Genomic DNA, 17194 nt, shown 5'->3' with positions numbered 1-17194 from the left:
CACCGTCGCCGCCGCGGGCACGAAGGAACGGCCCGATGGCGGATGCCGGCCCCGCACGGCATGACCGGCGGGTATTCAAAGCGAATGGATATCCGCCGAAAACAAGGCCACGCCGCCTTCCTTGACACAAAAAGCCGCTAGAATAGCCTGCTCACGTGTCATTTCCATCCGTCATGCCAGAGCGCGCCCCCCTCCCACCGAACGGCACCCTGCCCGATACGCTGACGCTGTTCGAACATCTGGCCGATGCGGTTTACCTGATCGACCCGGACACCTCGAACATCGTCTGGGCCAACCGCATCGCCTGGGAATGCCTCGGCCTGACGCGGGAAGACATCCTCAACCACAGCGTCCTCAGCCTGCAGAAGGATATCCACGGTCTGCCGCAGTGGTCGGAAATCGCCGGGATCATTCGCGCCAGCGACTGCTATCGTTTCCTCGGCCGGCATCGGCATCGCGATGGCCACGAGATTGAAGTAGAGGTGCTCACCACCTCGTTCGAGCATGCGGGCCGTCCCTATTTCCTCTCCGTCGCCCACAACCTGTCGCGCCAACTGGCGCAGCAGCAGGATCTCGAGGACAGGGAAAAGCAGCTCTGGTTCGCCTTGAACGAAGCCACCGACGGCCTGTGGGACTGGGAGGTGGCGACCGGCAAGCTGTATTTCAGCCCGCAGCTCAAGCGCATGCTGGGCTACGGCCCCGATGAAATGGCGCCGGTGCTGGATACCTGGAAGCTGAACGTTCATCCCGACGACGTCGCCGATGTGCTGGGCGTCCTGAGCGAACACATGCAGGGCAAGCGCGCCCGCTTCGATGTCATCTACCGGCTGCGCAACCGCAACGGCCACTATCTCTGGGTTCACGACCGCGGCCGCGTCTGCGCCTTCGGCCCCGACGGCGAGCCGGCCCGGGTCGTCGGCATGGTCCAGGACATCAGCGACCGCAAGCAGCTCGAGCTCCAGCTCCAGGAACTCGCGTCCTTCGACCCGCTGACCGGGCTCCCCAACCGCCGCGAGGCCAACGCCTTCCTCGACACCCAGGCGCAGTTCTGCCGGCGCATGGATCTGCCGCTCGGCATCGCCTTTCTCGACATCGACCATTTCAAGCAGATCAACGACCTGCATGGCCACCTCACGGGCGACCAGGTGTTGCGCCAGGTCGGCGTGGTGATCAAGAACACCGTGCGCGGCTCCGACATGGTCTGCCGCTGGGGCGGCGAGGAATTCCTGATCCTGGCGCCCAACACGGCCCTTCAGGACATGCACCGGGTCGCCGAGAAGGTACGCCAGGCGGTCGTCGACGCAACACCCGGGCTGCCCATGTCGATCACGCTCAGCGCCGGCGTCTCGGCCGCCCAAGGCCGGGCCATCGACATCAGGGCGCTCATCTCCGAAGCTGACTCGGCGCTCTACAAGGCCAAGTCGGAAGGGCGAAACCGGGTCGAATCCGCCCTTCCCGCCTGCCAGCCCGACTAGGCGCCCGGGTCTCTCAACCAGCGGGCGACCAGCTCGTACAAGCGGTCCGGATTGATCGGCTTGGCGATGAAATCGTTCATCCCGGCCGCCAGACAGCGCGCCCTGTCCTCGACGAAGGCGTTCGCCGTCATGGCCAGGATCGGCACCTGCCCGCGCTCGGCCATGCCCCGTATGCGCCGCGTCGCTTCGAGCCCGTCCATGCGCGGCATCTGCATGTCCATCAGGACGAGGTCGTAGGCGGTCTCTTCGACGCTGGCCACGCCGGCCACGCCGTCGCTGGCGAGATCGACCAGCAGACCGGCTTCCTCGAGCATCAGCTGGGCTATTTCCTGGTTGATCGGCTCGTCATCGACAATCAGGATGCGGCGCCCGGCAAAACGTCGCTGCAAGGCAGCGAAAACCGATTCGCCCTGGGTCGCGGCGACCCGCGCCGCCACGCCGGACTTGCGCAGGGACGCCGAGAACCAGAAGGTGCTGCCGTCGCCTTCGCGGCTGCTGACGCCGGCATCGCCCCCCATCAGGCGGGCCAGCTTCTGGGTGATGGCCAGCCCCAGCCCGGTGCCGCCATAGCGCCGCGTCGTCGAATTGTCGGCCTGCTCGAATGCCGAAAACAGGCGCCCGACCGCTTCCTGCGGGATGCCGATCCCGGTATCCACGACCTCGAAACGCAGTGTCGCCGTGGTCTCTTCCTCGCTGATCTTCCGGACGCGCACCGTGATCCGCCCCACCTCGGTAAACTTGATGGCATTGCCGACATAGTTCATCAAGGCCTGGCTCAGGCGGGTCGAATCCCCGAGCAGCGAACAGGCGAGGGCATCCGTTTCGACCAGGATCTCCAGCCCCTTCTCGACCGCCCGCTCGCGGAAAATGGCGACCACGCCGGATAGCAGGTCGGCCACATCCACGGTCTGCTCCTCCAGGATGAACTTGCCGGCCTCGATCTTCGACAGTTCGAGTATGGCGTTGATGATGTTCAGCAGGTGGCCGCTGGCCATCTCCAGCTTGTCCAGCTTCCGCTCCTGCTCGTCGCTCAGGCCTGTCCGCCTGATCAGGTGCGCCATGCCGGCGATGGCGTTGAGCGGGGTCCGGATCTCGTGGGACATGTTGGCCAGGAAGGCGCTCTTCGCCAGGCTCGCCTTTTCGGCGGCCTCCTTGGCTTCGGCCAGCTGGGCGGTGCGTTCCCGCACCTCGTTTTCCAGCTCGGCGTGATGATTGCGGAGAATCCGCTCGGCGCGCCGGCGTTCGGTGACGTCAATGACGAACCCGAGGATGCACAACTCGCCGTCCAGCTCGGTGACCTCGGCGGAAAGGCTGACCTGCCGGCGCGTGCCGTTCTTGTGCAGCCAGCGCGTCTCCCAGTCGATCAGGCGGCCTTCCTGGAGCAGGCGCTCGGCCCAGCGCTTGCGGTCCGCCTCGTCCGGCCACAATCCCAGCTCGGTCGAGGTGCGTCCGAGCAGATCGTCGGCCGTCCAGCCGAAATCGCGTTCGTAGTTGCGATTCACCTCGACGAAGCGGCCATCCCTGACCCTGACGATGGAGGCGGCAACCGGGCTGGCATGGAACATCGAGGCAAAGCGCTGCTGCGACAGCCTGAGCTTCTGCTCCGCCGCCATTTCCGTCGCCCGGCGCTGGGTGACGTCCTCGCCGACACCCACCGCGCCGATGACCACCCCGTTCGCATCGCGGATCGGACAGGCATGCCAGGCGATCAGGCGTTGTTCGCCATCCCGCGTCTGGATCGGGTATTCGAAATAATCCGTCCGGGTTTCCGCACCGAAAACCGCGCTATAAAACAGCTTGCTCCGCCCCTCGGGATTCCGGCTCTGGCGCAGGCAGGTTTCGAACCAGTCCTCGCCGACCAGCTCCTCCGGCCGGTAGCCGAGCACCTCGCCCGCCTTCCGGTTGATCGACATCACGCGCCCGTCGAGATCGAGGGCGATGATCATGGCTTCGACGGTTTCCAGGATGTTCCGGTGGTAATCGCGCTCCTGGCGCAGCGCCTCGCCCTGCTTCAGTTCCTCGGTGACGTCCAGGCTCAGGCCGACCAGGGCCAGCGGCGCCCCCGTTTCGTCGCGCTTGACGGCCTTGATCACGCGCAGGTCATGGATTTTCCCGTCGACAAAGGGCAGCCGCTCATGCGTGATGCTCGTCCCCTGGCTGGCCAGGGCCAGGGCATCGGAATCGAGGCATTGCTGCAGGAAGGGCTCGGGAATGAACTCGCGGTAGTGCTCGACGCCCTGAAAGCGCGTCTCGGGAATCCCGACCGACTGGCAGAAGGCGTTGTTGACGTACTTGATCCTTCCCCCGCCGTTCTGCAGCCAGATGCCGATCGGCGCATGGTCGAGGATCAGCTTGAGGTTCTCGCGCTCGCGAGCCAATTCCTGCTCGGCGTTGACCTTGTCGGTGATATCCCGCGCCACGCCGAACAGGCCGACGATCTCCCCGGCATCGTCGCGGATCGGATACTTGCGGTTGTCGACCCAGCCCGTGCGGCCATCGGCGTGCAGATAGGCCTGCACCTCCTGCACCGGCTTGCCCGTGGCAAACACCTGCTTCTCGAGCCGGTAGTAGATGTCGGCATAGTCTTCCGGGAAGAGGTCGTAATCGGTCTTGCCCAACAGGTCGCGCCAGTGTCCGGTCTGGTGCGTGATGGCGACCAGCGTCTGGCTGGCGCCGGTCAGAACGTGGTTGCGGTCCTTGAAAAAGATGAAATCGTCGGTGTTTTCCATCATGGCCACGAAATTGGCCATCATCGGCTCGGATGCCTGCCTGCCCCACAGGCTTCCCGCCGCCTCCAGGCGCAGCTCGAGCGTCGCCTGGCCGGAGCCCGCGGAATTTTTCCGGTATTCGCCGCGGACGCAGAGGATTTTTCCCGACGCATGCCGCATGCGGGCATTGAAGCAGCCCTCCGCATCGCCAGCCGAGTTCTCGAACAGCGCGGCAACGATATCGGCATCGTCGGCGTGGAAGCAGGCGGGCAGCGCAACCCGGCCGCTGGCGAAGTCGTGCGCCGTGAAGCCGAGCAAGTCCACGCAGCCTTCGTCGGCGGAAAGCACCACCGGCCGATCGCCAAGCTGAACCCGAAAAGCTATGCCGGACATCGCGCCTCCGAATATGACGTTTAGCCTAATCCGCTATCTTAACGACGAACGGGCGACTGTGCCGAAAATGCGTCCGTATTTCTTTCCGCCCTTTTCCGTCCGCCCCCACCATCGCCTCGTCATAAGCGCTGTTAACGGCAATTGAAGGCGGATTGCAAAAACTTTGCTGCAGCGCAACAAAATGGTAGTCTTGAAGCCATAAAATAACGCCATCAAAGCGAGAAACAGCATGAGCGAAATCGATCTGAAACGTTTTTTCCTCGAGCAGGTGAAACTGTTCGAAAACTTCCCGGCCGACAAGGTCGAGGAAATCGTCATCAAGTCGCGCCTGGCGACCTACGAAGGCAATGAAGCCATCCTCGAAACCGGCGACGAAGGCCACGCCATCGGCGTCGTCATCTCGGGCCACGCCGAGATTTCGATGACCGACAACACCGGCACCCGCTCGGTGATCGCCCAGCTCGAAGCCGGCGATGTCTTCGGCGTGATGTCCCTGCTCACCGGCGACCGCATCGTCGCCGACGTGATCGCCGGCAACCGCTGCTTCGTGCTGATGATCCCGCAGGAAGTGTTCAACAGCCACATCCTGACCAACCCCAAGGCCGTCGGCTACCTCTCCCGCCTGCTCGCCGACCGCACGCGCGCCATGTCGGTCGACCTCGTCGCCGCCCAGGCCCGCGCCGTCAGCAAGTCGGACGATCCCTACGCGCTGTCGATGCACACCAACGCACCGGGCAAGGTCGTCGCCCTCAACGTCGGCATCAGCCAGATCCACTTCGGCATCTACGACACCCGGGAAAGCGGCGCCGACATCCACGGCATCATCGACAACGCCGACAAGCAGTTCGCCCACATCACGGTCAGCGTCGGAACCCAGAAGAAGACCCTGGAACACGCGCCGTTCAAGCTTTCCGACCTGTTCTCGGTGATGAGCGAAGCGACCGCCCTGCTCGGCAAGGCCTTTACCTTCCATCCGGAAGACGTCACCGCCATCGGCCACCGCGTCGTGCATGGCGGCAACCGCTTCTCCAGCTCGGCCGTCATCACCCCGGCGGTGATCGCCGACATCGAGGAACTCGCGGTTTTCGCGCCGCTGCACAACCCGGTCAACGTCGCCGGCATCCGCGTCGCCCTCAAGCATTTCCCGAACGTGCCGCAGGTCGCCGTGTTCGACACCGCCTTCCACCAGACGCTGGCGCCCTACGCCTACCTCTACGGCCTGCCCTACGACCTCTACAAGCAGCACGGCATCCGCCGCTACGGCTTCCACGGCACCTCGCACCGCTACGTCTCGATGAAGGCCGCCGAAGTGCTCAAGCGCCCGCTCGGCGAACTGGAGATCGTCTCCTGCCACCTCGGCATCGGCGCCTCGCTGTGCGCCATCGACCATGGCCGCTCGATCGACACGACGATGGGCATGACGCCGTCCGACGGCCTGATCATGCCCAGCCGCTCGGGCAGCATCGACCCGGCGGTGATGATCCACCTGATGGAACAGCACCAGATGACGGCGGAGCAGCTGTCGGCGCTGATCAATACCGAGAGCGGCCTCAAGGGCATCTCCGGCATTTCCAACGACATCCACGAAATCGAGGCGCAGGCCGCCGACGGCCACCACCGCGCGCTGCTCGCCCACAAGGCCTTCTGCTACCAGGTGCGCAAGAACATCGGCGCCTATGTCGCGGCGATGGGCGGCATCGACGTCCTGGTGTTCACCGGCGACATCGGCGAAACCAGCGCCACCGTGCGCAGCCTGGCCTGCCAGGGCCTCGGCTACATGGGCATCAAGCTCGACGAGGAAAAGAACCGCAACCTGTCGGCCATCGGCTCGCACGCGGTCGTGTCCACCGACGATTCGCCGGTCACCATCCTCGTCATCACCAACGACGACGAACGCCTCGTCGCCTGGGAAGCCCTGCGCGCCATCGAGCGCAACCAGTTGCTGCAGGAAGCCAAGGCCGACGAACCGCCGGCGATCCCGGTCGAAATCTCCGCCCACCACGTGCACCTGGCGCAAGCCGACGTCGAGGCGCTGTTCGGCCCCGGCCACCAGCTGACGCCGATGCACGAACTGTCGCAGCCGGGCCAGTATGCCTGCGAGGAAAAGGTGCATCTGGTCGGCCCCAAGGGCCGCATCGCCAATGTCCGCGTCCTCGGCCCGACACGCAAGGAAACCCAGGTCGAGATCGCCATGACCGAGCAGTTCAAGCTCGGCGTGCAGCCGCCGATCCGCCAGTCGGGCGACCTTGCCGGCACCCCCGGCCTGACGCTGGAAGGGCCGTACGGCAGCTCGCAGATCGAGCGCGGCGTGATCTGCGCCCAGCGCCACATCCACATGTCGCCGGAAGACGCCATGCGCTTCCGGGTGCGCGACAACTACGTCGTCCGCGTCCGTGTCGAGGGCGAGCGCGAGCTGATTTTCGGCGACGTCGTCGTCCGCGTGAACCCGGCCTTCCGCCTGGCCATGCACATCGATACCGACGAGGGCAATGCCGGCAACCTGAAGACCGGCACGCTGGGCTACATCGAGGAAATCCAGAGCCGCGCCTGAGGCGCCGCCGGCCAGCACCTTTCCGCCACGGCGGAAAGGTGCTGCGCGCTCATTCCGCGGGCTTGGCCAGCCACCGGAGCAGCGTGGCATAGAAGGTTTCGTGGCGCACCGGCTTGGCGATGAAATCGTTCATCCCGGCCTGCAGGCAGCGCTCCTTGTCGTCGGCGAAGGCGTTGGCCGTCATGGCCAGGATAGGGACCGGCGCGGCCCGCGGCATGGCGCGCAGGCGAAGCGTGGCGGCCAGGCCATCCAGCCTCGGCATCTGCATGTCCATCAGGATCAGGTCGTAGTCGTTCGCTTCGACCTTGTCCAGCGCGACCAGTCCGTCCTCGGCGATGTCGGCGACCAGGCCGATGGCGCCGAGCATGGCGAGCGTGATTTCCCGATTGATCGGCTCGTCCTCCACCAGCAGGATGCGACTGCCGGCAAAATCCTTGCTCAAGACGATATCCGCCGCCTCTTCCTGACCGATTTCCGTTCTCGCCTCGTTCGTTCCGGACGAGCGCTTCAAGCGCGCCGTCAGCCAGAAGGTGCTTCCCGCGCCCGGCACGCTGTCCGCCCCGGCCTCGCCCCCCATCGCATGGGCCAGTTTCCGGGTGATCGCCAGGCCCAGGCCGGTGCCGCCGTAACGGCGGGTAATCGAATTGTCCGCCTGCTCGAAGGCGGCGAACAGGCGGGGCAACTGCTCGGGCTGGATGCCGATGCCCGTGTCCTGGATCTCGAAACGCAGCAGGATGCCCTGCTCGTTTTCGTCGAGACGGGTCAGGCGCAGGGTGATCGTTCCGGTTTCCGTAAACTTGATGGCATTGGTGGCGTAGTTGAGCAACGCCTGCTGCAACCGCGTGGCGTCCCCCGCCAGCAGGGGAAGCGCCTCGCCGCAGTCGACGACCAGCTGGAGGTGCTTGGCCTGCGCGCGGTCGCCGAGGATGGCGACGATATTCGCGAGTAGCCGCTCGGGCTGCACCGGCGATTCGTCGAGCACGAATTTTCCGGCCTCGATCTTGGACAGGTCGAGGATGGCGTTGATGATCTCCAGCAGGTGCTCCGAAGCCAGCTCGAGCCTGCCCAGCCGGGCTTCCTGCTCGGGCAGGAGCCCGGCACGGCGGATCAGGTGGGCCATGCCGGTGATGGCATTGAGCGGCGTCCGTATTTCATGCGACATGTTGGCCAGGAAAGCGCTCTTGGCGATGCTGGCCGACTCCGCCGCCGCCTTGGCATGCGCCAGTTCGGCCGTGCGCCGGGCGACCTGCTTTTCGAGGTCCTGGCGATGCTCATGCAGTTCCGCCTCGTATTGCATGCGATCGGAAATGTCGTGGCTGATACCGAACACCCCCACCACTTGCTGGCTTTCGTCGAACAGCGGCCATTTGCTGGTCTGCACGTGCCGCTCGTCGCCATGGGCATCGCGATAGGACTCGATGACGCCCAGAATGGGCTTTCCTTCGCGGAGGACGACGCGGTCGGATGCTGCGTAGCGGACGGCGACTTCCGGGCTGAAGACATCCGCATCGCGCTTGCCGACCATCTCCCGCCAGCTCACGCGATTCGCCATGACGGCCATGGTCTGGCTGCAGAAGCGGATGCAGCCATCGGCATCCTTGAAATAGATGAAGTCGATCGTCTCGTTCAGAAACGCTTCGAAATCCCGATTGAAATCGGCGAGCTGCCTGGCCGTGTGCTTGCGCTCGGTAATATCGACATCCATGCAGACGACGATGGGTTCCGCCTTGTTGTCGCCGGGAATGGCGAACTTGGTCGCCTCGACCCAGATGATCTCCCCGTCCCGATTGCGCGCCATGTACTCCAGCGGGCCGACCGGCTGCCCGCTCGCCATGACCTGCTCCGAGGCGCGCTGGGCCTCGGCCGTCTCGGCGGGACTCAGGATCAGCTGATCGAGGGTCTTGCCCAGCGCCTCTTCCGCCGACCAGCCGTACAGGTGTTCCGAGGCCTTGTTCCAGTAGATGATCTTTCCCGTCCGGTCATACCACTGGACGGCCACGTTGGGCGTGCTTTCCAGCGTTGCCGACAATTGCTGACGCGACGCCTCGACACGTTCCCCGGCCTGCGCCAGAAGCCCCCACGCCCGGATCAGTGCCAGGAAGGAGCCGAGGACCAGGGCGGAAACCATCAGCAGGCCGCCGCGCAACAGCCAGACGTTGTCCGGCGTGCTTTGCCAGCCGCCCCGGGGAATCGCCGCCAACTGCCAGGAACCCGTCGGCAGATAGATGTCCGCCAGCACGGGATTCATGGCGAAGACATCGGGCCGTCCAAAAAAGGCGGCGCCCTTCGCGCCTTCGCCATCCTTCCCGCGAATCGCAATCTCGACCGACAGCTTGTCGTCACGCAAGCCGCTGGCGGCAAACAATTTCTCGGAATCGATCAAGGCACTGACGATGCCCCAGAAATACTCGCGCCCGCCGCTGTCCGTCAGATATACCGGCAAGCGGGCGGCCAGCCCCTCGCCCCCTTGCACCAGCCTGAACGGCCCGGCGAGGACGATCTGGCGACTCTGGCGCGCCCGTTCCACCGACCGGAACTGCTCCGGAATACCGCGGTATTCCAGCCCCAGGGCCTTCTCGTTGCCGGCCACCGGATAAACCATGCGAATGACCATGTCCGGCGCCAGGGCCAGGCTGCGCAGCTGCGAACGCCCGTCGAACAGGGGTTTGGCCGCCACATTCAAACGCTCCTGGTCGATGTTCGGGGTCAGCGCCACCAGGCTGGTCAGGCCGCGAACCAGCTGGATATCGGCGTTCAGGTGTCCCTCGAGCGAATCGCGCACCCGCCCGAGCTCGTTATGAACGAAGGCCCGTATCGCCGTTTCGTGCCGGGACTGGTTGATCCGTTCGGCAAAGTAGGCCGCCAGCGCCAATCCACAGGCCAGAAGGCCGGTGACGAAAAAAAGTATACGGCGGCTCACGCGCTCTCCAATCACCCAATGCACTAATCCAATGGGTGGATTGTATGCATTAAGTAATAGATTTAGCAAAAACCGCAGGCATCAATCGGCGCTTTTTCCGGGGGAAGCGACATCCGCCTCCCCTCTCCCCGAAGTGCGCTGCTAGCGGGCGACAATCGTGCCGCAGGCAATCCGCTTGCCGGAATTGCCGGCGGGTTGGGACTTGTAGTCGTCCGGATCGGCGTGGATGACGATGCTGCGCCCGACGACGCCGTTCGTTCCGCTCAGGCCGAGACCTTCGATATCCCCGGAAAAACGGGCCTCGCCGGCTGCGTTGGCGACCAGGTTGGGCATGTCGCCGCCGTGCCGCTCGCTCCCGGCATGATGGCCATGGGTCTTGCCGGCCGGATTGAAATGCCCCTTCGCGGAACTGGCATCGGGCGCGCTGCAATCCCCTGCCTCATGAACGTGAAAGCCATGCTCTCCCGGCGTCAGGCCGGCAACCTGCGCCTCGACCCGCAAACGGCCGTTCAGCTCGGTCAATGTCACCTTGCCGCTCACCGCACTCCCCGAACGGGCCTGCAGGTCGGCGCTGGCCATCGGCCCCGCTGGCGTCGTGGCACAGGCGCCCAGCAGGCTGGCCGCAATGGCGCTCATGATAAAACCGGCACGCATGATCATCTTTATCTCCTCTTTGTCATTAATTTATGAAATGTCACCCCGAGTCGGGTAACAGAACGGACCCGATAGTTTGCCGAACGTTCAAAGTCGACGATCAATTATTTATAACAATTCGAAATAACAAGATGCTCACTCGTTCTTAATTGAGCATTAAGCATTTGCTACAATGCCGTCCATTCGACAATCCACGCGGATTACCCAGCAATGACACAACGTTCCACCCTCTCCCACCTGGACTGGCTCGAAGCCGAAGCCATCCACATCATGCGCGAAGTGGCCGGCCAGTGCGCCAACCCGGTGCTGCTCTTCTCCGGCGGCAAGGACTCGATCTGCATGCTGCGCATCGCCGAAAAGGCCTTCCGCCCGGGCAAGTTCCCCTTCCCGCTGATGCACATCGACACCGGCCACAACTACCGGGAAGTCGTCGCCTTCCGCGACAAGCGCGCCGCCGAACTCGGCGAGCGCCTGATCGTCCGCTCGGTCGAGGATTCGATGAAGCGCGGCACGGTGGTCCTCAAGCATGAAGGCGAATCGCGCAACAAGCACCAGTCGGTGACCCTGCTCGAAGCCATCGAGGAATTCGGCTTCGACGCCTGCATCGGCGGCGCCCGCCGCGACGAGGAAAAGGCCCGCGCCAAGGAACGCATCATGAGCTTCCGCGACGAGTTCGGCCAATGGGACCCGAAGAACCAGCGCCCGGAGCTGTGGAACCTCTACAACGCCCGCAGCCACAAGGGCGAGAACATCCGCGCCTTCCCCATCTCGAACTGGACGGAAATGGACGTCTGGCAATACATCGAGCGCGAAGGCCTGGAACTGCCGTCGATCTACTTCGCCCACACCCGCCCGGTGGTCATCCGCCAGGGCGCCATCGTGCCGGTCAACGTGCCGCTGGTTTCCGGCGAGCTGACCAACGTCGCCAAGCCGGGTGAAGAGATCGTCGACCTGCAGGTGCGCTTCCGCACCGTCGGCGACATTTCCTGCACGGCACCGGTCGAGTCGGCTGCCGACGACGTCGCCAAGATCGTCCTCGAGACCGCCACCACCACCATCACCGAGCGCGGCGCGACGCGTCTGGACGACCAGACCAGCGAAGCCTCCATGGAACAACGCAAGAAAGAGGGTTACTTCTAATGACCGCCCACGTTGAAGATCACGGCCTGCTGCGCTTCCTGACCTGCGGCAGCGTCGATGACGGCAAGAGCACGCTGATCGGCCGCCTGCTGTTCGACACCAAGACCATCCTCGCCGACACGCTGAACGCCATCGAGAAAACCTCGCAGAAGCGCGGCATGGGCGCGGTCGACCTGTCGTTGCTCACCGACGGCCTGCAGGCCGAGCGCGAACAGGGCATCACCATCGACGTCGCCTACCGCTACTTCTCGACCGGCACGCGCAAGTACATCATCGCCGACGCGCCGGGCCACGAGCAGTACACCCGCAACATGGTGACCGCCGCGTCGACCGCCAACCTGGCCATCATCCTGATCGACGCGCGCAAGGGCGTGCTGACCCAGACCCGCCGCCACTCCAAGCTGGCTTCGCTGGTCGGCATCCCGCACCTGGTCGTCGCCATCAACAAGATGGACCTGGTCGATTACTCGCAGGAAACCTACGAGAAGATCAAGGCCGACTACCTCGAATTCGCCGCCAAGGTCGGCATCGAGGACATCCGCTTCCTGCCGATGTCGGCGCTCAACGGCGACATGATCGTGGATCGCGGCGACTCGCTGAACTGGTACGAAGGCCCGACCCTGCTCGAGATTCTCGAAGCCGCGCCGGCCGCCCACACCGAGCACGACGAGCCCTTCCGCTTCCCGGTCCAGTACGTCTGCCGCCCGCAGGATTCGGCCAACCCGGACCTGCACGACTACCGCGGCTTCATGGGCCGCGTCGAATCCGGCTCGATCAAGGTCGGCGACAAGGTCACCGTGCTGCCGAACGGCCTCGAATCGACCGTCAAGTCGGTGCAACTGGGCGGCGTCGAGATCGGTTCCGCCTTTACCGAGCAGTCGGTCACCCTGCTGCTGGCCGACGAGATCGACACCTCGCGCGGCGACATGATCGTCAAGACCGACGAAGCCCCGGCCGCCGTCAAGGAAATCCGCGCCACCGTCTGCTGGCTGGCCGAAACCCCGCTCGACCGCGCCCGCACCTACCTGATCCGCCACACGACGCGTGACTCCAAGGCCAAGCTGACCGGCATCGACCACCGTCTCGACGTCAATACGCTGGAAAAGGTCGCCGCCGACAAGCTGGCGATGAACGACATTGCCGAAGTGAGCTTCAAGCTTGCCCAGCCGCTGTTCGTCGATCCTTACCTGGAAAACCGCGGCACCGGCGCCTTCATCGTCATCGACGAAAGCAACAACAACACCGTCGGCGCCGGGATGATCCTCTGATTCCACCCGGGTATCGGCCAACAAAAACGCTTCCCCCGGGAAGCGTTTTTTCTGGCACCGACGATTGCCCCACCCTTTCGGCTAGCGCGAAACGGCATTCCCTTTCGCTTCGCCGTCGGCCGGCTTGCGCACCAGGCGCGCCAGGCCGAGCACGGTCTGCCTGGCCTTGAGATTGGCGCGCTCGCAATGTTCGAGATTGACATCGAACATCAGGTGCTGGTTTTCCAGCGCCAGCGCCACCGCCACCGACTGCAGCGGCACCTTGTCGGCAACGGTCAGGGTCGGCTGCCCGCCCAGCATCGAGCGGATTTTCGGCAGGTTGCCCACTTCGGCGGCCCCGACGTAGAGGATGTCGCACAGGCGGATGGGCGTCGTCGTGCTCAGCCGGGCGATGACCATGCGCTGGCCGTTGACCCGCTTTTCGTCGTATCCCTGCATCGCCGCCCCCACCTCCTCGTCGCCCAGGATGCAGATGTGGAAGTTGGCCCGCCGCGATTCCGGCCATTCGAAAAGGTGGGCGAAGTTGTACAGGTAAGCGGCCTTCATGTCGTGTTCGGACACGACCTGGGCGCTGGCCGCCAGGCTGATTCCGAATCCGAGCAGGAGAAGAAGGGCGCGCATGACCGGGCTCAGAGATCGTAGTTGATCTGGAACCAGTACGACCGGCCATCCATGCGCAAGGCATCGATGCCGGTTCCCGGCGCCCAGGTGAAGGGCGAGACGACCTCGTAGTCGCGGTCGAACAGGTTGCGAATGCTGAACGAGGCCGACATGCCGTGCCATTTCCGTTCGCTGGAGAACGTCAGGTTGGCCAGCGCGACGCCGCCCAGGCGGCGGCGTTCGTCGGTCAGGCGGGAGCCGAGGTATTGCGCCTCGAGGCCGGCACGCACCGCGTTGCCGGGCAATGGCGCGGAAACCTGCAACTTGCCCAGCACGTTGGGTGAATTCACCGCATCCAGGCCAGTGGCGTCGGACGAGTTCTGCCAGGCGCCGCTGCTGCGCGCGCGCAGGCCGTTATCCCAGCGCGCCTCGAACTCCAGCTCCAGGCCGCGCGCCAGGCTGTTGCCGATCGGCGCGTAGTGCCCCGGCGTGCCGAGATAGACCTGCTGCTTGCTGCGCCGGTATTCGTAGAGCGTGCCGGTCAACCGCATCTGCCTGTCCAGGTCGTGCTGAACGACAAACTCCTTGGCCGCCACGTATTCGGGAGCCGCGCCCGCGTGATAGAACGAGCGGTCGTCGGCGTTGGGCATGCGGAAAGCCTCGCTATAGCTGGCCTTCAGCGTGGTCCGGAAGCTTGGCTGATAAATCAGCGCCAGGCGCGGACTCCAGTTGCCCTCCAGGTCGCTGGCCTTGTCGTAGCGCGCGCCGACATTGAGCCGCCAGCGCTCGTGGAAGCGGTATTCGTCGGCCAGGTACAGGCTGGCGGTGTTGCGCGAGTAGCTGTCCTTGACGCTGCTCGCCGCATCGATCCGCCCATCGGGGTAGAAATACGAGCGACTCAGATACTGGCTGTAGTCGTTCCGGTACTCCATGCCGAACATGATCGAATGATTGGCGAACCACTTGCCGATGAACTTCTGGTCGACACCCCACCATTCCGCCCGATGCTTGCGCTGGGCATTGGAGGCCGGATCGTTGATGGTCCGCTGGCTGTCATAGGCATAGCGACCGAAATAAAAGCGCGACGCGGCATACAGGTGCAGCCCGAGATCGGTCTCGTAGCTGGCGTTCAGATAGCTGTTCTCGTCGTCGATGACGAAGGGCGTATTGAAGACGGCGAGCCTCATCGGCTTGGTCGGCACCGTTTTCCGGCGCTCGACATGCGCCGCCTCGACCGTGAATCCATCGTAGGAGAACTTGCCGAAAAGGCGCCGGTTCCTTTCGTCGTCGATGCCGTTGGCCCAGCCATGGTTGTTGGCCGGCGTGTCGTAGGCCGGGAAATGGAGATTCTGGCCCTGCGACTGCAGCGACGACGCCGACAGCAGGAGGTCGGCGCCGTTGTCGAAACGCTTGCCGAAAGTCGCGCGCTGGCGATAGGTATCGTGGCTGCCGGCTTCGCCGGACAGCTGCAGCGTGTTGAAATCGCTGCCCTTGCGGGTGACGATGTTGATGATGCCGAGCATGGCATTGTTGCCGTAGGTCACCGAGCCGGTGCCCGGGACGTATTCGACGCGCTCGACCAGCGCCAGGTCGATCAATCCGGACTCTTCGATATAGGCCTGGTTGAACAGGCTGTCCTGCGTGACGTAGCCGTCGATCAGGACCATGATCCGGCCGGTGTAGTCACCCGGCGCGCCGAAGCCGCGCCCCCCCATGTAGGTGTAGCGGCGATCCGAGGTCGTATACAGCCCCCGCATGCTGCCGATCACCTCGGCAATGGTCCGGTAGCCGTAGGCACGAATGTCGTCGGCGGTGACGATCGCCACCGCCGACGGCGAATCGCTGATCTGCCGCGCCAGCTGCGACCCGGACGTGACTTCGCGGCGCACCAGCTGCTCGAAGGGCAGCGCTCCCAGATCGTCGCCGCTCCCCGCCCACGACGGATTGCACGACAGGGCCAGACAGAGCGCCAGGCACGCTGGCCGCATGCCAAAAAGCGGCGAACGACGCGCCCGGCCACCCGACTTCATTCGAATCTGAATCGACATCTATTCTTCATTGTTCCGAAACGCCTGCCGAGCGGCAGCCCGGCATGGAGTCCGGGAAGACTGGGCAGGATTCGCACCGCGAACGGGCATGTCAAAGGAATGGATTCTGCCAGTCTTCCGGGCATCCGTTAACCAAACCTCGAAAAAAATGCGGCGAAAAGCCTCTCCTGCGCCCAAACAGGCCGTTCATGCCCCCTGCGCATCGGTGGTAGCATTCATTTTTCGGCCATTTGGCCGCCAATACCCTGCCTCGCCGGCCCAAACACGATTCCCTCCCATGAACAGATCGAAAAGAGTACCCGTCGCCATCGGCATCATCGCGCTTATCGGCATCGGGTTCTGGGGCTGGAACAGCACGAGAACGCCCGGCGCACCGGCAGCCAAGGCCAGCGCGCCGGTGCCGGTCATCGTCGCCAAGGCGCAAAGCGGCAGCATGCCGATCTACCTCAACGCGGTCGGGCGGGCCGAAGCCTACGAGGGCGTCACGGTGAAGTCCCGCGTCGATGGACAGGTCCTCTCGGTCAACTACGCCGAAGGCCAGTTCGTGAAGCAGGGCGAGGTCCTGGTCCAGCTCGACCCGGGCGATTTCAACGCCAGGCTGGCCCAGGCCGACGCCGTCGTCGGCAAGGACGAGGCCCAGCTCGCCAAGGCCCAGGCCGACCTCGAGCGCTACCAGGGCTTGAAGGCCCGCGGCTTCGTCTCCGACGAGAAGGTCAATGAAGTGCGAACCAACGCGGCGGCGGCCGCCGCGACGCTGAAGGCGGACCAGGCGACACGCGAACTGGCGCGCCTGCAGCTCTCCTACGCCGCGATTCGCGCCCCGATTTCCGGCGTCGTCGGCGCCCGGCTCGTCTTCCCCGGCTCGACGGTCAAGATCAACGACACCGCGCTGGCCGTGGTCAATCGGGTCGATCCCCTGTATGTCGCCTTCGCGGTCCCCGAGCGCCACCTGCAAGCGCTGCGCCGCGCCCTCAGCCAGGGCCCGCTCGGCGTCCAGGTCTCGCTGCCCGGCGGCAAGGATGCCGTCTTCGAGGGCAAGGCCAGGTTCATCGACAACGCGGTCGACGCCGCGACGGGAACGATCCAGGTCAAGGCGCTGCTCGACAACCGCTCCGCCCGCCTGACGCCGGGGCAGTTCCTCAACGTCAGCATGGTCCTCGACCGGCTCGACGATGCCGTCCTCGTTCCCAACGAGGCGATCCAGCAAGGGGCCGACGGCAATTTCCTCTATGCGGTGAAGGCGGACGACACCGTCGAGCTGCGCAAGCTGGAGATCGTCGCCAGCCACAGTGGCATGACGGCCATCGGCAAGGGCGTCGCCGCCGGCGAAACGGTGGTTACCGACGGTCAGCTGCGACTGACCCCCGGCGCCGCGGTACACAGCAAGCAGCCGCCCGGCGCGGAAGCCCCGCCTGCCCAAACCGCCGCAAAATAGGG

At 64.6% G+C, this 17194-nt stretch carries 10 protein-coding genes; 5 read left to right on the top strand and 5 right to left on the bottom strand.

What is annotated here, in order from left to right; all coding sequences use genetic code 11:
• Positions 1-155 precede the first annotated feature (155 nt).
• A complete protein-coding gene (locus tag Q0P59_RS12460; RefSeq protein ID WP_295006785.1) occupies positions 156-1475 on the top strand; it encodes a diguanylate cyclase in 1320 nt (439 codons plus the stop codon).
• Here the strand turns inward: Q0P59_RS12460 and Q0P59_RS12455 are convergent.
• Entirely contained in the window at positions 1472-4576 is a 3105-nt protein-coding gene (locus Q0P59_RS12455; RefSeq protein WP_295006784.1) for a PAS domain S-box protein, read from the bottom strand. The genes Q0P59_RS12460 and Q0P59_RS12455 overlap by 4 nt on opposite strands.
• Positions 4577-4805: 229 nt before the next feature.
• Here Q0P59_RS12455 and Q0P59_RS12450 point away from each other — a divergent pair, with 229 nt between their 5' ends.
• Entirely contained in the window at positions 4806-7127 is a 2322-nt protein-coding gene (locus Q0P59_RS12450; protein WP_295006783.1) for an acetate/propionate family kinase, read from the top strand.
• Between the two features lie 49 nt (positions 7128-7176).
• On the opposite strand, the gene Q0P59_RS12445 is transcribed toward Q0P59_RS12450, so the two are convergent.
• Positions 7177-10047: a PAS domain-containing protein gene (locus tag Q0P59_RS12445; protein WP_295006782.1), complete on the bottom strand. Its 2871-nt coding sequence runs from the start codon at positions 10045-10047 to the stop codon at positions 7177-7179.
• A 141-nt stretch (positions 10048-10188) separates the two neighbouring features.
• Positions 10189-10701, bottom strand: a complete 513-nt coding sequence (locus Q0P59_RS12440) for a superoxide dismutase family protein (protein ID WP_295006781.1) — start codon at positions 10699-10701, stop codon at positions 10189-10191.
• A gap of 189 nt (positions 10702-10890) precedes the next feature.
• On the opposite strand from Q0P59_RS12440, the gene cysD reads away from it, so the two are divergent.
• Both cysD and cysN read left to right on the top strand, forming a co-directional pair.
• A complete protein-coding gene (gene cysD, locus Q0P59_RS12435) occupies positions 10891-11841 on the top strand; it encodes a sulfate adenylyltransferase subunit CysD (protein WP_295006819.1) in 951 nt (316 codons plus the stop codon).
• Positions 11841-13109 (top strand): sulfate adenylyltransferase subunit CysN, encoded by a 1269-nt coding sequence (gene cysN / locus Q0P59_RS12430; RefSeq protein WP_295006780.1) that lies wholly within the window; start codon positions 11841-11843, stop codon positions 13107-13109. The genes cysD and cysN overlap by 1 nt, the downstream gene beginning before the upstream one ends.
• An 81-nt stretch (positions 13110-13190) precedes the next feature.
• Here cysN and Q0P59_RS12425 read toward each other — a convergent pair whose 3' ends face one another.
• Both Q0P59_RS12425 and Q0P59_RS12420 read right to left on the bottom strand, forming a co-directional pair.
• A complete protein-coding gene (locus Q0P59_RS12425; protein ID WP_295006779.1) occupies positions 13191-13730 on the bottom strand; it encodes a YfiR family protein in 540 nt (179 codons plus the stop codon).
• Positions 13731-13738: 8 nt separating this feature from the next.
• A complete protein-coding gene (locus tag Q0P59_RS12420; RefSeq protein ID WP_295006778.1) occupies positions 13739-15697 on the bottom strand; it encodes a TonB-dependent receptor in 1959 nt (652 codons plus the stop codon).
• A gap of 337 nt (positions 15698-16034) precedes the next feature.
• On the opposite strand from Q0P59_RS12420, the gene Q0P59_RS12415 reads away from it, so the two are divergent.
• Complete coding sequence (locus Q0P59_RS12415) at positions 16035-17192, top strand: efflux RND transporter periplasmic adaptor subunit (RefSeq protein ID WP_295006777.1); 1158 nt, start codon at positions 16035-16037, stop codon at positions 17190-17192.
• Positions 17193-17194: the final 2 nt, after the last annotated feature.

Source organism: uncultured Dechloromonas sp. (genome assembly GCF_945957265.1).
Classification (GTDB): Bacteria; Pseudomonadota; Gammaproteobacteria; order Burkholderiales; family Rhodocyclaceae; genus Azonexus.
This window is presented reverse-complemented; position numbering and strand designations above follow the sequence as displayed.

Bases quoted from the DNA above. Each gene is read 5' to 3' on its own strand.
- Q0P59_RS12440 (WP_295006781.1), bottom strand. From the start codon at position 10,701: ATGCGTGCCGGTTTTATCATGAGCGCCATTGCGGCCAGCCTGCTGGGC.
- Q0P59_RS12455 (WP_295006784.1), bottom strand. From the start codon at position 4,576: ATGTCCGGCATAGCTTTTCGGGTTCAGCTTGGCGATCGGCCGGTGGTG.
- cysN (WP_295006780.1), top strand. From the start codon at position 11,841: ATGACCGCCCACGTTGAAGATCACGGCCTGCTGCGCTTCCTGACCTGC.
- Q0P59_RS12450 (WP_295006783.1), top strand. From the start codon at position 4,806: ATGAGCGAAATCGATCTGAAACGTTTTTTCCTCGAGCAGGTGAAACTG.
- Q0P59_RS12425 (WP_295006779.1), bottom strand. From the start codon at position 13,730: ATGCGCGCCCTTCTTCTCCTGCTCGGATTCGGAATCAGCCTGGCGGCC.
- Q0P59_RS12415 (WP_295006777.1), top strand. From the start codon at position 16,035: ATGAACAGATCGAAAAGAGTACCCGTCGCCATCGGCATCATCGCGCTT.
- Q0P59_RS12420 (WP_295006778.1), bottom strand. From the start codon at position 15,697: ATGCGGCCAGCGTGCCTGGCGCTCTGTCTGGCCCTGTCGTGCAATCCG.